General features: G+C 45.9%; 18 protein-coding genes. 15 read left to right on the forward strand and 3 right to left on the reverse strand.

Going from position 1 to position 18307, the window contains the following annotated elements:
- Positions 1-13 precede the first annotated feature (13 nt).
- Genes F0U83_RS03070 through F0U83_RS03085 form a run of 4 tightly spaced genes read left to right on the forward strand, consistent with a single transcriptional unit; the run spans position 14 to position 6460 of the window.
- Positions 14-982 (forward strand): WD40/YVTN/BNR-like repeat-containing protein, encoded by a 969-nt coding sequence (locus tag F0U83_RS03070; protein WP_246077622.1) that lies wholly within the window; start codon positions 14-16, stop codon positions 980-982.
- 18 nt (positions 983-1000) lie between these two features.
- Positions 1001-3445, forward strand: coding sequence for an efflux RND transporter permease subunit (locus F0U83_RS03075; RefSeq protein WP_138986469.1), 2445 nt, complete (start codon positions 1001-1003; stop codon positions 3443-3445).
- 5 nt (positions 3446-3450) lie between these two features.
- Complete coding sequence (locus F0U83_RS03080) at positions 3451-5127, forward strand: DUF1302 family protein (RefSeq protein WP_138986470.1); 1677 nt, start codon at positions 3451-3453, stop codon at positions 5125-5127.
- A gap of 25 nt (positions 5128-5152) precedes the next feature.
- The gene (locus F0U83_RS03085) at positions 5153-6460 is read left to right on the forward strand and encodes a DUF1329 domain-containing protein (RefSeq protein ID WP_138986471.1); all 1308 of its coding nucleotides are present in this window, start codon (positions 5153-5155) and stop codon (positions 6458-6460) included.
- A 52-nt stretch (positions 6461-6512) separates the two neighbouring features.
- Here F0U83_RS03085 and flgN read toward each other — a convergent pair whose 3' ends face one another.
- The 3 genes from flgN to flgA form a co-directional block, all read right to left on the reverse strand.
- Complete coding sequence (gene flgN, locus F0U83_RS03090; protein ID WP_138986472.1) at positions 6513-7007, reverse strand: flagellar export chaperone FlgN; 495 nt, start codon at positions 7005-7007, stop codon at positions 6513-6515.
- A 6-nt stretch (positions 7008-7013) separates the two neighbouring features.
- Complete coding sequence (flgM, locus tag F0U83_RS03095; RefSeq protein WP_138986473.1) at positions 7014-7325, reverse strand: flagellar biosynthesis anti-sigma factor FlgM; 312 nt, start codon at positions 7323-7325, stop codon at positions 7014-7016.
- A 131-nt stretch (positions 7326-7456) separates the two neighbouring features.
- A complete protein-coding gene (flgA, locus tag F0U83_RS03100) occupies positions 7457-8158 on the reverse strand; it encodes a flagellar basal body P-ring formation chaperone FlgA (RefSeq protein WP_170221716.1) in 702 nt (233 codons plus the stop codon).
- Positions 8159-8230: 72 nt separating this feature from the next.
- Between flgA and F0U83_RS03105 the strand changes: the two genes are divergently transcribed.
- The 11 genes from F0U83_RS03105 (at position 8231) to flgJ (ending at position 18301) form a co-directional block, all read left to right on the forward strand.
- Complete coding sequence (locus tag F0U83_RS03105) at positions 8231-9172, forward strand: chemotaxis protein CheV (protein ID WP_138986475.1); 942 nt, start codon at positions 8231-8233, stop codon at positions 9170-9172.
- Between the two features lie 17 nt (positions 9173-9189).
- The gene (locus tag F0U83_RS03110; RefSeq protein WP_138986476.1) at positions 9190-10038 is read left to right on the forward strand and encodes a CheR family methyltransferase; all 849 of its coding nucleotides are present in this window, start codon (positions 9190-9192) and stop codon (positions 10036-10038) included.
- Positions 10039-10185: 147 nt separating this feature from the next.
- Positions 10186-10587 carry a flagellar basal body rod protein FlgB gene (gene flgB, locus F0U83_RS03115; protein ID WP_138986477.1) on the forward strand — a complete coding sequence of 134 codons (402 nt, stop codon included), beginning with the start codon at positions 10186-10188 and terminating at the stop codon, positions 10585-10587.
- A gap of 2 nt (positions 10588-10589) precedes the next feature.
- Positions 10590-11024 carry a flagellar basal body rod protein FlgC gene (gene flgC, locus F0U83_RS03120; RefSeq protein ID WP_138986478.1) on the forward strand — a complete coding sequence of 145 codons (435 nt, stop codon included), beginning with the start codon at positions 10590-10592 and terminating at the stop codon, positions 11022-11024.
- A 22-nt stretch (positions 11025-11046) separates the two neighbouring features.
- Positions 11047-11724, forward strand: coding sequence for a flagellar hook capping FlgD N-terminal domain-containing protein (locus F0U83_RS03125; protein ID WP_138986479.1), 678 nt, complete (start codon positions 11047-11049; stop codon positions 11722-11724).
- A 15-nt stretch (positions 11725-11739) separates the two neighbouring features.
- Positions 11740-13785: a flagellar hook-basal body complex protein gene (locus tag F0U83_RS03130; RefSeq protein WP_138986480.1), complete on the forward strand. Its 2046-nt coding sequence runs from the start codon at positions 11740-11742 to the stop codon at positions 13783-13785.
- A 115-nt stretch (positions 13786-13900) separates the two neighbouring features.
- Positions 13901-14644 carry a flagellar basal body rod protein FlgF gene (locus F0U83_RS03135; protein ID WP_138986481.1) on the forward strand — a complete coding sequence of 248 codons (744 nt, stop codon included), beginning with the start codon at positions 13901-13903 and terminating at the stop codon, positions 14642-14644.
- Positions 14645-14660: 16 nt separating this feature from the next.
- A complete protein-coding gene (flgG, locus tag F0U83_RS03140) occupies positions 14661-15446 on the forward strand; it encodes a flagellar basal-body rod protein FlgG (RefSeq protein ID WP_138986482.1) in 786 nt (261 codons plus the stop codon).
- A gap of 17 nt (positions 15447-15463) precedes the next feature.
- Positions 15464-16144, forward strand: a complete 681-nt coding sequence (gene flgH / locus F0U83_RS03145) for a flagellar basal body L-ring protein FlgH (RefSeq protein WP_138986483.1) — start codon at positions 15464-15466, stop codon at positions 16142-16144.
- 13 nt (positions 16145-16157) lie between these two features.
- Positions 16158-17246 carry a flagellar basal body P-ring protein FlgI gene (locus F0U83_RS03150; RefSeq protein ID WP_138986484.1) on the forward strand — a complete coding sequence of 363 codons (1089 nt, stop codon included), beginning with the start codon at positions 16158-16160 and terminating at the stop codon, positions 17244-17246.
- Positions 17247-17248: 2 nt separating this feature from the next.
- Complete coding sequence (gene flgJ, locus F0U83_RS03155) at positions 17249-18301, forward strand: flagellar assembly peptidoglycan hydrolase FlgJ (protein ID WP_138986485.1); 1053 nt, start codon at positions 17249-17251, stop codon at positions 18299-18301.
- The last annotated feature ends 6 nt before the right edge of the window (positions 18302-18307 follow it).

The raw sequence follows: 18307 nt of genomic DNA on the forward strand, positions 1-18307 counted from the left end.
AAGAAAAATAAAAATGAATGATTCTAAGATACAAAAAAAGCCGGCCAGCTATCGGCTGGCAGTCATGCTGACTCTTCCCGTTGTGATGGGAGGGTGTGAAGCAAAGTTGGATCTGAGCGGTATCGGAAAAGAACTCGAAAACCCGATACGTCGAACCGATCAATTTCAAGCCCTAGCACATCATACTCAACAAGTGGTTGCTGTTGGGAATCAAGGAGTCATTCTGGCAGCAGATGTGAACTCCTTAAATTGGCGGCGTACTGAACTTCCAGGACAGCCAGGGTTGATAGATGTTGATGCATGTGAAGATGGACGATTTATTGCTCTGAGCTTTGATCGGACATTATGGACGAGCACTGATGGCGCACAGTCTTGGCAACCTCAATCAATCCCTACGTCTGAAAACTTACTCGACTTAACGTGTTCACCAGATAACAGCATTTGGGCTGTTGGTAGCTTCTCTACCGTAATGGTTTCTAAAGACCATGGGAAGAGTTGGCAAGAGAGCACCTTAAATGAAGATGCCATGTTAACGGGTATCCAATTTCTCACCAAACAGACGGCCTATCTTACAGGTGAATTTGGTCTGGTATTCAGAACAGATGATGCCGGTAAGAACTGGTTCCCACTTGAACCCATACCCGAAGACTTCTACCCCCAAGCCGCTTTTTTTCAGGATCGTCAACATGGCTGGGTTGTCGGTTTAGATGGTCGAGTGATGGCGACGCGTGATGCCGGTGAAAGCTGGGAACGACAAACGTCTGGAACAGTAGCTCCTTTGTATGGTGTCACTGGAGGAAAGCAAAGAGTAGCCGTTGGTGAGAACGGTGTTTTGCTTAAAAACGATACATCAGGTGACGTCTGGCAATCGAGCAACCCCACCGGCATATCGGCCTATATTCGCGACGCGCTTTGGTTGAACGATAAAACGCTTTTGTTAGCGGGCGGCAATGGCACGCTCAAAACGCTGAGCCTCCCTTAACTCTTTGTAGGTATTGCTATGACGGATAAACATTCTGCTGATGCGCATAAAGCAACACATTGGTTGCACCGATTGGATGGCCAAGCATTTCGTCATCCAAAAATTATTTTAAGTCTGATTTTAGCGGCAACTTTATTTTTTGCAGCTCAAATACCCGCAGTGAAGATCTATTCCGATTTTGCTGATTTGCTACCACAGACGCATCCCTATATTGAGCTTCATAACGAGATTAAAGAATCTTTTGGGGGGGCGAATGTCATTATTGTCGGAGTTGAGTCGACAAAGGGTGACATTTTTACGAACGATACGCTGGCGCGTATTCACCGTATTACGCAAGCGGTTGATAGCTTGCCTGGAGTTAACCACAACTTGGTGGTGAGTGTTACACATCGAAACTCTCGTCAAGTCTGGCTAACACCAGAAGGCAACGTTAACTCCGAACCTTACTACAATCCTGAGCATCAATCGTTGAGTGATAATGAGCTTGCGCAAATGCGAAAAGCGATTGGAGCTGATCCGCGTGTGTTTGGGCCATTAGTTAGCCCCGATATGAAAATGGCACTGGTAAAAGCTCAGTTGAATGAAGGGCAATTGGATTATGCTGCAACGTTTGAGCAAATTCAGGCACTGCGTGGACAAGAGGCTGCTGATGGCATTCGTATTCATGTAACGGGCCAACCGGTTTTGGTGGGCTGGGCGTATCAGTATCTTGGGCAGATTATAGAAATATTCCTCTTTACTGCGTTGATTATGATCGGCTTGCTGGTGTTTTATTTTCGCAAAGCGTATGGAATTCTGGTGCCGTTGGCGGGTGTAATTGTCTCTTCCATATGGGGGTTAGGCATTATTTCGTTGTTTGGTTATAACCTTGACCCTCTCAGTCTCGTTATTCCATTCCTGATTTCTGCCCGTGCAATGTCCCATGGTATTCAGCTGGTGGAGCGCTATTATCTAGAGTTAAACGAGCATGCTGATCACCATAAAGCGGCTCGTTTGACGTTTGAGAATCTATTTCGTCCGGGAAGTTTAGGTGTGGTGTCGGATGCGATAGGTCTACTGCTTATCGCTATCGGGTCTATCCCTCTTAATACGAAGCTGGCGCATTATGCATCCATTTGGGCGCTTAGTATTATTTTAACCGTTTTATTAGCAGTACCTTTGCTTCTTTCTATTCTGCCTAAACCCAAAGATATTGATATACGACACAACCTGTTTCGCAGTGTGGGGTTTCTGTGTGCTGAATTGATCAGTAGTGAAAAGTCTGCCAAGCGTGCACTGCTATTTGCTGCATTTTTGCTGATGTCGGGTCTGTACTTCGCTTCGCATGTGGTGATTGGTGAGTCTGAGCCGGGGTCTCCTATTCTTTATCAGGACCATGATTACAACCTCTCTTCACGGGCTATCAATGATAGTTTTCCCGGGTCTGAAGAGATGTACATCGTGGCTGAAACCTCCGAAAAAGGTGGAATAAAGCGTCCTGACGTCTTAGCTGCTTTGGCTGATTTTAAGCGACATATGTTGCTGGATCCTGAAGTGGGTGGGGCCAAAGGTATCCCAGATTTGGTCGTACAGGTGAATCGACTGCTGCATAACAATGACCCTCGTTGGGCACAAATCCCAGATGATGAGAGATATGTTGGGGGGTTGATGTTTACTTATATGATGTCAAATCCTATCCCAGGGGCGCTCAATGAGTTCGTTGATACAGACGAACGAGTCGCCAACTTGGTGTTTTATTACAAAGATCACCAAGGTGAGACCATCAGAAGGGCGATCCACTCTGCCAAGACATGGATTGCGGATAACGAAGGCAAAGTTGAGGGCTTAACGATCCGCTTGGCTGGAGGCACGATTGGAGTTATCGCCTCACAAAACGAAGCGGCTTTTGAAACGAACCTGTGGGTTCTGCCGTTGGTTTTCTTGCTGATTTTTATCTTCGTAACTTTTTTCTATACCTCGGTCATGGCCGGCACGATGATGCTGGGAGCCATGCTGTTTGCAACGACGCTCACCTATGGATACATGGGGCTCATAGGCATGGGTATTAATAGTAATACCGTACCCATTATCGCGGTTGGTGTTGGGGTAGGCATCGATTACTCAATCTACATGATGGATAGAATCCGTGCCGAAATGGTAACCCTTCAAGATTTGGGTGCTGCGGTTGGGCGGGCGATTAGTACAACAGGATTGGCAGTAAGTTTTACCGCAATCACATTAATCGCCGGCATTGTTATGTGGGTGCTCTTGTCGGATCTGCGTTTTCAAGCGGATGCTGCTCTTTTGCTAATCGTGATGATTATCCTAAATGGCGCGGCCGCTATGCTTTTGGTACCTAGCTGGGTCTTGGTATTCAAGCCTAAATTCATTTGCAAAGCCTATGTTGATGAGGACGGTGTGATTCACAACGATACCTCTGGCGAAGCTTTGTCTGTTTTAGAAAAACAAACCGTAAGGGGTTAAATAATATGTCGAAAAAAATAACAACGACATTAACTCAGTTGGCGTTTGGTGCGGGGACTGCGCTAGGGGTAGGCGTTACTGCAACACAATCGATAGCTGAAGAAGCAAATTGGTCAGGCTACGTAGAGAATGCTACTTACCATCGAGATGGTGTGGGTATCTCGAAATTTCGTAACACGGCTCAAGCCGAGTTTGTGAAACCTATTGATAGTGTTGGGCGATGGCACAATGTCACGCTGAACGGGACACTCAGAGCAACGTATGATGGTGTCTATGACATCAATGAAAATGAATTTGGGAAGAACGCGACAGAGCCCTACTTAGGATCTAATTGGCACCCCGAAGGAAGTGCAACGGGAGGCCCTTTTCTGACAGCGGGTGTGCCTTTTCCATGTGAAAACGATCCATCTTTATGCCGTAATCTGGATGATTATATGGATCATAAAGAGCGAGATGCTCGCTTCCCTGAGTTCAATGACGAATTGGATTTCATTCGAGAGCTCTACTTGGATGCCACAACGGATCTGAGTAACGGTGATCAGTTGTCCGTTCGTGTGGGTAAGCAGCAGGTGGTTTGGGGAAAAACCGATCTATTCCGCGTACTGGATGTCATTAATCCTGTTGATTACTCCCGGCACAATATCTATGACGAGTTAGAAGATATTCGTATTCCTCAATGGATGTTGAATGTCGAGTGGCGGATGGGACCGACGAAAACGTTTGATGATTCGAATCTTTCTATGGTTTGGAATTTTGATAAGTTTCGTCCCAACAATTTGGGAACCTGTGGGCAATCTTACCGTATCTTAGATGCAGGATGCTTCTTCAGCTCATATATGCGGTTAGATACTTTGCCAGGAGCTGCTTTCCCAGGAGGGGCTAACCCTTACGGAACTGCTGTGCCTATCATACATGATGTTAAGCGTCCGGATTGGGAGCTTGGGAATACCCAGTTGGGCCTAAAATGGGAAGGTGTTTATGGCGATTCGACCTTTTCTTTGAATGGTCTGGTGTATCGTCAGCAGCTACCTTCTCTGCATTTTCGACCTCTCGCACCCGGTATTCCTGCACCTGCAGCAGATGGTGTATTTGATATTCACTTTCCATGGGTACGTATGATCGGTGGTTCGGTTGACTACTATTCTCAGACTATGGATGCCGTATGGCGTTTGGAAACAACTTACTCTAATGGCGAAGAGCTACCGCGAGATACCAATGGTCATAAAAGAACGGATATGCTGCGTTACGTTATTGGTTTCGATAAAAATCAGTTAATTCCGGCGCTTAATCCAAATCGTGCATTCCTTATTTCCGCACAGGTTTTCGGGCAACACATACTCGAACACGAATCGGATATGCCTGACTTCGAAGACAATTGGATCGCCACTTTGCTCTTTAAAGGCTGGTGGCAGAATGACCGTATCAGTCCACAGATTATTCTTGCTCATGATATTCGAGCTGGAGCAACCGCAGTGGCTCCCTCTGTTGAGTGGATACCCGATGATCACTGGAAAATAACACTGGGTGCAAATATTAAATTTGGTGGTGATGAAACATTCCCATGGAGTGTGAATGGTAACCAACCTGATACCTATGAACCTTTGGCCCGCTTTACTAATGGTCCGATAGGTGTAGCTAATCAGGAAGATGAAGTGCAACTGACAGTCCGTTATAGCTTTTAAATGAATAAGAATAAGGAAAATAGTGATGTTTAAGAAACTGGTTATCGCAATGGCTGTGGTGGCATCTACACAGGGTAGTTATGCTGCAACCCTTCAAGATGTGGAAAATTCTTTCTACCCTTATAAAAATGGAATGCCCACGGCTCCAGGCATTAGTGTGGGGATGACTATTGACCAGAATAACTGGCAAGTGGCAAAAGATGTGTTAGACCCCGCTATGTTAGAGCAGGTTAAACAGGGTAATTACACGATCAAAGTTGGGGAAACGGATTCCTTTGATTTGCACCCCAATTATATTGCTGCAACGCAAGATCGCTTAGGAAAAGTTAAGTTAGGTAATGAAACAGGTCAGATTGAAGGCGCTGATGCGGGCCGTCCTTTTCCTGAAGAGCCATCCATGTCGGACCCCAGAGCCGGTGAGAAGCTCGCTTGGAATTTTAAATATGGTTACAACTGGGGTGACTCTGCAGCGATTTATCCCTTTTATTGGAAATTCAGGGATATGGAGTCTGGAAAGCTGGAGAGAACACTTAAGTTTAACTTTCATTTCTTGAACTTTACCCATCGAGTGAATCAAGAACCAAAGCCTGCGATCGAACCGAATCCATCTGAGTTGTTTCGCGGGACTTATGTTCAGGTATTGGAGCCTTTCGATGTCAAAGATACGCAATTATTAATTCATCGCTTTGAAGATGATGCTAAGCGAGATAATGCCTATCTTTATTTAGGTTTCCAGCGCCGAGTCCGTCGACTATCAACAGGGCAGGTGACTGATGCGTTTCTTGGGTCAGACATCATGATTGAGGATTTTGAGGGATATAACGGCCGTATTAGTGATATGAAGTGGACCTACAAAGGTACTCGTAACATGTTACTCCCTTTCTATAAGCATAATGAAATGCCATTGGCGACAGACATGCCTGCTGAATCGGATGGTTATCAATTTGTTGATTACACGGGTAAAGGCGCGTGTTTCCCACATGTGACTTGGCAGCTACGTAAAGTATATGAAGTAGAAGCTGAGCCTGTAGATCCGAATCACCCAATCAGTAAGCGTATTCATTACATGGATGCGCAGACTTTCACCATTCCTCGCACCAGTGTGTATGACCGCAAGGGGGACCTATGGAAGATATGGACCATTGGACAAGCACACCCAGATTATCATTTACCTAAAAACAAAGGATCTGGGGTTTCGATTGATGATGCTTTTACTATGATTGATGTACAAGCTAATCATTGCACAACAGGCCAGTTTAAAGGTCAAGTTGATCCAGAGCTGAGCCCGCCAAGCAAGTTTAGCGTGCAGAACATGCGTTCAAGTGGTCGTTGATTAGATTAGTATGGTTTAAGCCTTAAGCCGCATCTCATGCGGCTTTTTCTATTTAGGCCTTGCCGATTCGACTTTGTCCCGAATAGTCACCTTTGGTGCCTTTTGCGTTATAGAGTGTGTTCGCAGGTTTTTGGCCTCGTAAGGCATTTATAAATTGCTCGAGGGATTGTCGGCTTCTGGTAAGCACTTGCTCATTACGCTGATTTGCGTTCATGGTTTTTTGGAGGGTAATCTCTAAACTGTTCCAGTTCTCGCGGAACAGTTGGTTAAAGCGTAGGTCATCAGATTGCTCTAATAAGAATTCGATACCTGCTTTATCAACACTGGCTTGTGCGTTTAGGAGTGTTTCGGCTCGTGAGCGATTGTTCTGATCGAAGGCGACTAATACACTCTGTTTCTGCTGGTTTAGCTCGATGATAAGATCAATATCTCGGGCCTTAAGTGCCAGCAATTCCTTTTCTAATAATTGATAAAGGTTGTCTAAAAGAGCAATGCCCTCTGATGTGAGGGCATTGATATGTGCGAGAGTAGATTTAGTATCAGTCATTACTGATCAGCCAAGTAAGGATTCAAAGCTCAATATCTTTTCCGCAACACGTCCGGAGTTAACACTATAGCTACCGTCTTCAATAGCCGCTTTTATTTGTGCTACGCGGTCACTGTTTATATCGGGTGTATTAGCAATTGTTGCATCAGCCGCCTTCAACGCCTTGGCTGTATCGCTAAGCTCTACAGTATCTTTTGGCGCTTGCTTCGCTGGGGCGTTAGTAACAGGTGCAGCTCCCCCATTACTTCTTTGGGTGCTGACCTTCTCACGAGCACTCAGCGCTTGATGCGACGAAGAGCTGTTAAGATCAATAACCATTTTTTCTACCCTCAAAATTAACGTCTATACCTAGCTAGCGGCTTGGATACGGAAAACTTTAGGAAAAAATTTGTAAATAATTAAAATCTATACTTATCAAGCTCTAAGTATAGCAGCCCTTAGCAAAATAGCTACTCAGAGGCTGATACGACACCTCGGCGAACAACCCTCGCACGGATCTCTTTTTGAGAGCGCTCATTTAAAACACGAATCTGCTGGCCTTGATACCCATTTTCTAAAGCAAGTCCTTGAGTACGTACGACAAGCGCTCCTTTTTTAGCTTCGATAATGATGGATTCGCCTTTATTGATCAAATCAGCTGGTAACATCATTTGAGGAGTGATTGGTGCGTTATTTGCTATGTGACGTCTGGCCGATAGGCCTATGATCTCTTCTGGTTGTGTATAAAAGCCTTGGGATAGCAGACTGAGATTTTGGCGAACGAACCGGATATCGTTTGCACGAACAACAGAGCCTTTGCTAATGGCTTTTGCTGCAACGGCAATGGGGGCATAGGCATTGATTTTGCCTACTGCATAGGTAGCCCAATAATCGGGTGACGTACAGGTGACTCGTAGGGATATTCTGCCTCCTTTAGGTAGCTCTGTTGGGAGAGAAAAGTCAAAATTTGAACATTTTCTTAAATTTACCTGATCATTTATCGAGTTTATGACTATAGTAATATCAGCGTTGGGTATTTTTGCTGTGAAATGTTCCGTGAGGCGTGAAGTGATATAGCCTTGAAGGTCCTTAGCAGCCAAAGCGTTTTGAACAAAAAAGCTAAAAAAAAGGGTAATGTAGCCGATTAAAAACGTTACTCTAAAAAAACTCACGGGGGCTCCTGAACACAGGATAGTTGTCGTGGTGCCGCTGACTTTATTAGTGACATTGCATTGGTGTAGATCATGTCAGGTATTCTAGATACTGTAAACCTGCGCACACAGATGGTGGGGCAGAACCGATTAGAACTTCTGTTATTTGGTTTGGAGACAGATCAGATATACGGGATAAATGTTTTTAAAGTGAGGGAAGTGCTTCAGTGCCCTAGGCTCACGGAGGTTCCAAGGCAGACCACCTCCATCAAGGGTATGGCGCATATCAGGGGTGAAACCATTCCTGTACTGGATTTGTCTGAGGCGATTGGCAGAACGGCTGTGCCAAAAGACGAACAGCAGCGTTGCTTTTTGATCGTTGCCGAGTATAACAAGCGAACTTTGGCGTTCTTGGTGCGAAAGGTCGATCGGATTTTGAATACTCACTGGGATCAAATCATGGCGCCACCGGCTGAAATTGGGGTGGAAAACTACCTGACAGCGGTGTTTGAGTACGAAAGCAGGTTGATTGAAATACTGGATGTAGAACAAATTCTTGCTGATCTGTATCCAATGAGCACGAAGGTGAGTGAAGAAGTAGCAACGTCAGACGTGAAAACTAAAGCTCGCGAATATCACGTCCTTTGTGTTGATGACTCCAGTGTTGCTCGTAATCAGATGCAGCGCAGTCTCGAAGATCTGGGTGTCAAAGTCACGACATGCAACAACGGTAAGATAGCTTGGGATATGTTGGCTGGCTTTGCGGATAAGGGGATCGATGTGACAGAGATGTTCTTAATGATGATCTCTGATATCGAAATGCCTGAAATGGATGGCTATACCTTGGCAGCGATGGTGCGTGAAGATCCTCGTATGGATAAGATGCATATTGTTCTTCACTCATCCTTAAGTGGTGGGTTCAATGTATCAATGGTGAAAAAAGTCGGGGCTGATGGATTTTTAGCGAAGTTCAATCCAGATGACCTTGCCGGAGTAGTTATCGAGCGGATTCAAAAACTTGAGCGAACACGCTAGCCGATGGGTTTTTGTTTATGAATGAACGAAGCAGTGTTTTTAAGATAACGCCAGACGAGTTTCGCCTTTTTAGCCTATTTCTCGAGAAAAGCTGCGGTATATTACTGGCTGATCACAAACAGTATCTAGTACAAAGTCGGTTAGGGAAGATCATGCAAGAGCATGCACTGGCAAGCCTTGCTGATCTTGTGAAACTGTTGGAGCGCCCTGGGGGGAATGCACTTAAAGACCGCGTTATTGACGCTATGACCACAAATGAGACTTTGTGGTTTAGGGATTCGCATCCCTATGAAATCCTCAAAAATAAACTGCTTCCTGAGGTTAAAGATAAGAAACAGCGGCAAAAGTTGAGAATATGGTCTGCTGCGTGCTCTACGGGTCAAGAGCCTTACTCGATGAGTATGGTGATTGATGAGTTTAAAAAATCTAACCCGGGTAGTTTCTTGTCTGGTGAAGAGATTATTGCTACTGATATATCTGCAAGCGCATTACAACAGGCGCGTGCTGCGCAATATGAAATGCTTGCATTGGGGAGAGGTTTGGATAAAGAGCGCCTTCAAAAGCACTTTCGTTCAAATCCTGATGGTAGTTGGACAGTGAGCCCAACAATCAAATCTAGAGTTCGGTTTCAGAGTATTAACCTCTTAGGCCAGTACACCTCACTAGGTCAGTTCGATATCATTTTCTGCCGAAATGTACTTATCTATTTTTCATCGGAATTGAAGCTGGAAATACTTAGAAAAATGCACAAGCAGCTGGTGCCAGGTGGATATCTTTTGTTAGGTGCTTCTGAGTCTTTGTCGGGACTGTCAGATAAATATAAAATGATCCATTGCCGTCCGGGCATTATATATCAGGCTATCTAAAACCCCGACCGGCAAAAAAGCGGCACTCAGTTGCCGCTTTTTTAATGGGGTATTGCATACGCTACGGCTGTACCCCTCTTACCTACTGCATTTCTCATTAAGTGGCATAGTGTTTGCTCTATCTTTGACAAGATAGTGAGGAATGTTATGACAATTTCATTTGATAGAGCTTTGGGAATACATGATGACGCATTGGCGCTTCGCGAAAGACGTGCTGAGGTGTTAGCAAATAATATTGCCAATTCTGATACACCTCATTATCAGGCGCGTGATATCGATTTTAAAAGTGTACTTCAGGGCGTCAGTGCGGTGCAAAAGCCATTGAAAATGGCAGTTACGGATGAGGCGCATAATACCTCGGTCATTCATCCTGACTTCGCTGCAGATCTAATGTACAGGGTTCCTTCTCAACCGGCGGTCGATGGTAATACTGTCGAAGTTCAGGAAGAGATGGCTCGATACACTGAAAATGCGCTGGGTTATCAGGCCTCTTTTGATTTTCTAAATCGAAAGTTTAAAGGCCTCACAAGAGCTATTAAGGGTGAATAATTATGTCGTTGGCTAATGTCTTTCATATTGCGGGTTCTGCCATGAGCGCGCAGACCATTCGTCTTAATACAACGGCGAGTAATTTAGCAAATGCCGAGAGCATCAGTTCGAGCGTGGATGAAACCTATCGTGCGCGTAAACCGGTATTTGAGCTAAAAGCACCTACCCTTGAGCAAATTACCGATGTAGACGCAGGTCTGGTACCAGGGCAGGGAGTTAATGTGGCAGGCATCGTTGAAAGTGATGCACCGCTAAGAACCGAATATAACCCTTCTCATCCTATGGCTGACGATAGGGGGTATGTCCATTATCCCAATGTAAATGTTGTGGAAGAGATGGCAGATATGATCACGGCTTCACGATCTTTTCAGATTAATGCAGAGATTATGAATACCGCAAAACAGATGGCGCAGCGTGTGCTGACGCTGGGTCAGTAAATAAATAAGTTGAGGTCGCATTATGGCGGATATCAACGGTGTTAACAGTGCAACGTCTGTTTATGAGCAGATAAATCAGCAAAACAGATCGGCATCTAATCAGCCTACACAGGCGGAGTCGGACAGCCAGATGTTCATGAAGTTGATGATTGCACAGCTGCAAAATCAGGACCCCACCAGTCCAGCAGATACTACCGATTTCATGCAGCAAATATCCAGTATGAGCACGGTTGAGAGTATTAATACGCTCAATAAATCAGTTACTGATATGAGTAATGCTTTGATGACAAGCCAGGCTGCATTGCAGGCATCCTCAATGGTTGGGCAAAAAGCCTTTGTGAAAACAGATCAGGCCATGCTTTCTGAAGGCGGGCAAGTGGAAGGACTTTTCTCATTGCCTGCCAGTGTTAGCGACGTGCGTGTCACGATTCAGGATGCTACCGGTGCGGTTGTGGATGGTTGGTCTTTAGGGGCGCAAGCGGCAGGAGATCATAATTTTAGCTGGTCGAGAGAGGGATTGCCTTCAGGGAAGTATAGAGTTTTGGTTGAAGGAACGGATGCTGAAGGTAAATACCAAGCCGTTGAAAGTTACATAGGGCATACCGTGAACAGCGTGTCTTTGGGGCAAAATGGCATTGGAATGAAAGTTAATACAGATGTTGGTGCTGTAAATATCAACGACATCAAGCAGATAGGCTAACGAGAGGATATAGTTATGGCAGGTTTTAATACTGCAGTTACCGGTTTAAAAGCGTCGTCAACTATGCTTGATGTGGCGGGTAACAATATTGCAAACTCAAGTACAGTCGGTTTCAAATCATCCCGTACGGAATTTGGTGATATCTATGCTACGGCAGTAGTTGGTGCCGGTTCCAGTAACACGGCAGGCTCGGGCGTCACGGTATCTGATATCGCTCAGGATTTCAGTGCTGGGACGATTGAATTTACTAATAACAATCTGGATTTGGCGATCAACGGGTCCGGTTTCTTTCAGTTAGATGATGGTCAAGGCGGCGTTACTTACACGCGTGCAGGTGCATTCGAACTGAATAAAGACGGTTTTATCGTATCCAAGAGCGGCAAGTATTTGCAGGGATATGGTTTAGATGGTGAAGGTAACCGTTTGCCTATAGGCGACTTGGCGGTTACACAAAAAGAGAGCCCGCCTAAAGCGACTGAAAGCATGGGTCTATCTTTTAATATCGACTCCAGAGACGATGCTACAACGCTACTCCCTGTCTATGATAAAAATGAACCCTCATCTTTCACCTACAGTACAACGATCCGTTCGTTTGATAGCTTAGGTAATGAACATACCATCAAGTATAATTTTGTAGAGCAGCGACCAGAGCAAGAGTTTCAGCAATACGATACCACCGATGGTGCTGCAATCCGTATTTCCGGAATTGATGTTAATGTGGATGATGCTGCCCCGGCTACCGTAGCGGCACCTTTTGAAGTCGTGACGACAACGGCTGGAAGCGGTTCACAAGAGATTTGGCGTTTATCCGGAGCGAAGCTTGCTGAGCTACAACAAGCGGATCCGCGTATTTTCGCAGTTGAGTTCTATCCAGATGCGGCAAACGCACCGGCAGGAACGCTAAGGGTATTACGCGCGGCTGACTCATTAGGTTATGGTGAGCTATCCGTTACTGACCAAGCGGCCACTCCAGTTGCCTTGACACCGGCAACGATCCAGCCTGAAGGGTTTGTAGATAGTAACGAGAAACACTTCTTTGAGTTTGCCTCAACAACCTACCCTGCCCAGACCCAGTTCACCGTTGAAGTATCCGGTGTGCCGGTGACCTTTACGACAGGACAAAATGTATGGTCCCCCGAACAGATGGCACTGGCTATCCGTGATCGAGAGTCAGAAATCATAGAGGCTAACCCCCTAATTAAGTCCATCAGCTTTGATGCGACTCAGGGTGCGAATGGTGCTTTGCGCATTGAATACAAACCTGAAGTTGATCCAGATAATTTAGGTCCATCAACGCTGTTAGTTAAAGATGACACCGGCAACCAGCTGTTTGATGGTGCTAATGTGGATGCGCAGGGCTTCCAGAATACAGATTTCCGCGTTGAAGGGGATAATTCCTACAACGGTGTGTATCGTATGTACGCTTACCTTAACGGTGAAGAAGCGTTAGATATCGGTAAGGTACAGGATCCTGGGTTTGGTACCAGCACGGAACCTGGTCCCGTGATTATTAAGTTTGACTCCACTAATGGTTTGTTATCGGGTATTAATGGTCAGGAAGTACGTGCAGGATCTGCTGTCCCAACACTGACTATCCAGGGCGCTGACCCAGCTGATCCGAATAAAGAGATTAAGTTGGATATTGCCGGGTCTACACAATTTGCTTCTGCTTCTATCATCAAATCCTCAGTACAGGATGGCTATACTAAAGGTGATTTGATTGGGGTATCTTTCGGCGCAAATGGTGAGATGATGGCTTCCTTTAGCAACGGTGAAAACCAAGCTCTAGGAATTGTCGCGATGGCAACTTTCGAAAACCAATCAGGTTTGCAGCCTAGTGGTGATACGGAGTGGACAGCTACGCTGACGTCAGGTAACGCTATCCTCAACCCGCCGGGCACAGGTCTAAATGGCTTGCTGCGTTCGGCCGCGCTGGAGCAATCTAATGTGGATCTATCTGCCGAGCTAGTCAAGTTGATCGAAGCGCAGAGGAACTTCCAGGCGAACTCTAAAACACTGGAAACATTGAACACAGTGACTCAGTCAATTCTTCAGATTTAATGGTTAATTTGTTCTAGGAAAGAGAGCCGCTTTAGCGGCTCTTTTTTTTGGCATATGGATTGCAATAGCTTGAGGTATTAATAAAACGGCAAATCAAGAGAGTCAGGTAAACGGTATGGATAAAGTTGTTTTTGTCGCCATGAGTGGGGCCCGCGAGAATATGCTGGCTCAACAGGCCCATGCAAATAATTTGGCGAACTCGAATACGACTGGGTTTAAGACTGACTTGGCTCAAGCCCGTGCTATGCAAGTGTTTGGAGAGGGGCTGCCTTCGCGCGTTTATGCGATGACTGAGCGCCCAGCGACGGATACCACGACAGGTACTTTTATAGAAACCGGCAGATCTTTGGATATTGCCGTAGAAGATGGTGGATGGTTGGCGGTGATAGGTGCTGATGGTAATGAAGCCTATACCCGTGCGGGGGAGCTGCAGATCAATGCCGCTAATCAGTTGGTTACAGGCAGTGGATTGCCGGTTATGGGTAATGGTGGGATTCCTATTGTTATACCGCCAGCAGAGCAGATTGATATTGGTACGGATGGCACGATTACCATCCGCCCGTTAGGCGAAGCAGCCGCTGAACTCGCCATAATAGATCGTATTAAAGTCGTCAATTTGGATAAGCAGACAAGTTATAAAGGCGCTGATGGTTTAATGCATGTCGATGGTAATTTGCCACAACCACCGGATTTAAATATCAGACTGCGTTCTGGATATCTTGAGTCCAGTAATGTCAATGCTGTCCATGAACTGACGAGTATTATCAGTTTGTCGAGGCAGTTTGAAATGAATATAAAAATGATGAAGAACGCCGAAGAGAACTCAACAGCGGCAACTAAAATTCTTCAGTTAGGTTAAGTGTAGGGGATAACGTATGCACGGCGCATTATTTGTAGCAAAAACTGGTTTATCTGCTCAAGATACCTCGTTAAAAGTAACGGCGAATAACCTAGCCAACGTAAGCACAGTCGGGTTTAAAAAGGATCGTGCGGTCTTTGAGGATCTACTGTATCAAATCAAACGACAGCCAGGTGCTGATTCTACACAAGAGACCCAGTTGCCGTCAGGTTTACAGCTCGGCAATGGTGTCAGAATCGTAGGTACTCAGAAGTTATTTCAAACGGGTGAAATTCAGGTTACTGAGGAACCTTTTGATGTGGCGATCAGCGGCCGGGGTTTCTTTCAAGTTACGATGCCCAATGGGGATTTTGGCTATACCCGAAACGGTCAATTCCACTTGAATGGTGATAATGAGCTGGTGACGGCTGAAGGTTATTTGTTGGAGCCTGCTATTACTCTGCCTGCCGAAGTTCAGACCTTTACGGTTGGCGTCGATGGTATCGTCGAGGTGGTTGTAGCAGGTGATCCAAACCCAATACAGATTGCTCAGTTAGAGATTGCTGACTTTGTGAACCCCGCCGGTTTGCAAGCGATAGGTCAAAACCTATTCACCGAAACAGCAGCTAGTGGCGCACCACAGGTAGCTGCTCCTGGCGAAGCGGGGACAGGTATTGTTCGCCAAGGGATGTTAGAAGCGTCGAATGTTAATGCGGTTGAAGAGTTGGTCAATATGATTACGACGCAAAGAGCATATGAGATTAACTCTAAAGTGATCTCGACTGCAGATGAGATGCTCTCATTTGTAACACAGCAGCTTTAAATATAGGTAGGTTGAAAATGTCACTTCGGTTTGTTTTCTTAATGGTTGCTGCATCGATCTTAGTGGGGTGTGTCAATAAACCTGTGCAACCGAATCGACCGTATTACGCACCGGTAGCTCCTCAGCAGTTACAGCAACCAAAACCGGTTAACGGTGCCATTTTTAACGCCTCTACGAGTATGAATATCTACAGTGATGGGCGCGCCCATCGTGTCGGGGATATCATTACTATTGTATTAAGCGAACAGACGCAATCCTCGAAAACTGCGAAAACCACAGCAGACAAAACCAGTAATGTGAACTTGCCTCAGGCAACCGTTTTGGGGAATCCCATTGCACTGTTTGGCGCTCCAATCAGTGCAAATAGTGGAGGCGCATCCACGAATAGTTTTGAAGGTGAAGGGAAGTCAGATATGAGCAATAGCCTGAATGGTAATATTACGGTGACGGTTCATGAGGTTTTGCCTAATGGGGTGTTGGTGGTACGCGGTGAAAAGTGGCTGACTCTAAACCAAGGTGATGAGTATATCCAAATCAGTGGTATGGTCAGACCTCAGGATATCAGTGCCGATAATACTGTGTCTTCTACAAAACTTGCCGATGCGCGTATTGGTTATAGTGGTACAGGGGGCGTGCATGACACCAATGTTATGGGGTGGTTGTCGCGCTTCTTTATTAGTCCTTTGTGGCCCTTCTAGTAGGAGAGTAAATATGAACAAATTTTTTATGTCAGTTTTGGTGTTGTTCTTATCCTCTCAGGTGTTTGCTGAACGGATTAAGGATATTAGTTCGGTAGCAGGAGTGCGTAATAACCAGTTGGTTGGTTATGGTCTGGTGGTCGGTCTGGATGGTACGGGGGATAAAACCAGTTTTACCTCCCAGACGTTTCGTAACATGCTGAATAATTTCGGTGTGGCTATTCCGCCGACAACGAACCCTTCCTCTAAAAATATAGCGGCAGTAGCCATCCATGCGGAGTTACCGCCTTTTGCTAAGCCAGGTCAAACGATTGATGTCACCGTGTCGGCCATCGGTGATTCGAAAAGCCTACGAGGCGGTAGTTTATTGATGGCTCCGCTCAAGGGGGCTGATGGTCAAGTCTATGCAATTTCTCAGGGTAACCTTGTTGTTTCCGGCTTTGGTGCAGAGGGACGGGATGGTTCCCGCCTGTCGGTTAACGTACCGAGTGTCGGTCGTATTCCAAATGGAGCAACCGTTGAGCGTACCGTGCCTAATGCATTTGCCCACGGTGATAGCTTAGTTTTAAATTTGAACCATCCTGATTTTACGACCTCAAGGCGCGTTGCTGAAGAGATCAATAGTTTATTGGGTGCGAATACGGCATCGACGATTGATGCAACCTCGATTCGTGTTCGGGCGCCAAGAGACCCCGGCCAGCGTGTATCCTTTATCTCCGTCCTGGAAAACCTAGAGGTCACACCCGCTAAAGAGGTAGCAAAAATAATCATCAACTCCCGTACCGGCACCATTGTTATTGGTCAGGATGTTCGAGTATCGCCCGTTGCAGTAACACATGGTGGATTGACGGTCGCCATCACGGAGAATTTAGACGTCAACCAGCCGAATACACTTGCAGGTGGTGAAACAGTCATTACACCCAGAACAGGCATCGAAGTTGATGAAGGGTCAGGGCACATGTTTGAGTTTTCGCCTGGTACATCATTACAAGATATTGTGGAGGCTGTGAACCAAGTCGGAGCAGCTCCGGGTGATCTTATGGCCATCTTAGAAGCACTGAAGCAAGCCGGTGCGCTCAAAGCTGAATTGATAGTGATCTGATTATGGTGATTAAAGGTGATGCAGGGCAAAACCCACAGTTTTATGCTGACTTAGGCAGCTTGCAGCAGCTAAAGCGTCAGGCAAAAACTGATACGCCTGAGGCGCTTAAGCAAGTTGCACAACAGTTCGAGCAAATGTTCTTGAGTATGCTTACTAAAAGCATGCGTGATGCGAACGAATCCTTTGGTGAAGATAACGTATTTAACAGTAGTGAAGTACGCTTTTATCAGGATATGTTGGATAGCCAGCTCACGACAGAGATGTCACAGAGTCAAGGCGTTGGGCTTGCTGATGTGTTAGTGCGTCAGTTGAGTCGGCAGTTTGATGTCCGTATGGACCAGGATAAACAAGAGCGCGACAGATCAGAACCTTTATCAGAAGCCGAGCAGTTACTGAATAGGGCTTTTGATCAGGGTGCTGTATCGGCCGCATCGGTTGTGCTAAGTCGGGCTATGAGGCCGGTAGAACAAGCACCTTCCGTTACTCCAATAGAAGAAGCGTTAGATCAGCTGGTTGATAGAGCTCAGAATGCACCCGCACGAGACAACGAATCATTACCCGAAAAGTTTGAGTCGCCGGAGGCGTTCGTAACCGCGTTATTGCCACAAGCTGAAAAAGTGGCTCAAGAGTTGGGAGTCGACCCCAAAGTCTTACTGGCACAGGCCGCTCTGGAGACTGGCTGGGGTAAGCATATTATTCGAGACGCCAATGGCGACAGTAGTTATAACCTGTTTAACATCAAAGCAGATAAGCGTTGGAGTGGAGAGCGAGCTCAGGTAAATACGCTGGAATATCGAGATGGGGTTGCACAAAAAGAAAGGGCTTTCTTTCGCTCATACCAATCGTATGAGCAGAGCTTCAGGGATTATGCTGATTTTCTAAAGAATAGCCCGCGCTATCAGCAGGCACTAGAGATGGCCTCGGATCCCAGAGCTTATCTTAAAGAATTACAAGCTGCCGGTTATGCAACAGACCCAGCCTATGCGGAAAAGATAACAGATATTTTTGAGCGACGAATAGCAGCAATGAATCTAAACGCCGTTAAAGAAGGTTAGGTGTTT

Origin of the sequence: Neptunomonas concharum (genome assembly GCF_008630635.1) — a bacterium.
Taxonomy (GTDB): Bacteria; Pseudomonadota; Gammaproteobacteria; order Pseudomonadales; family Balneatricaceae; genus Neptunomonas; species Neptunomonas concharum.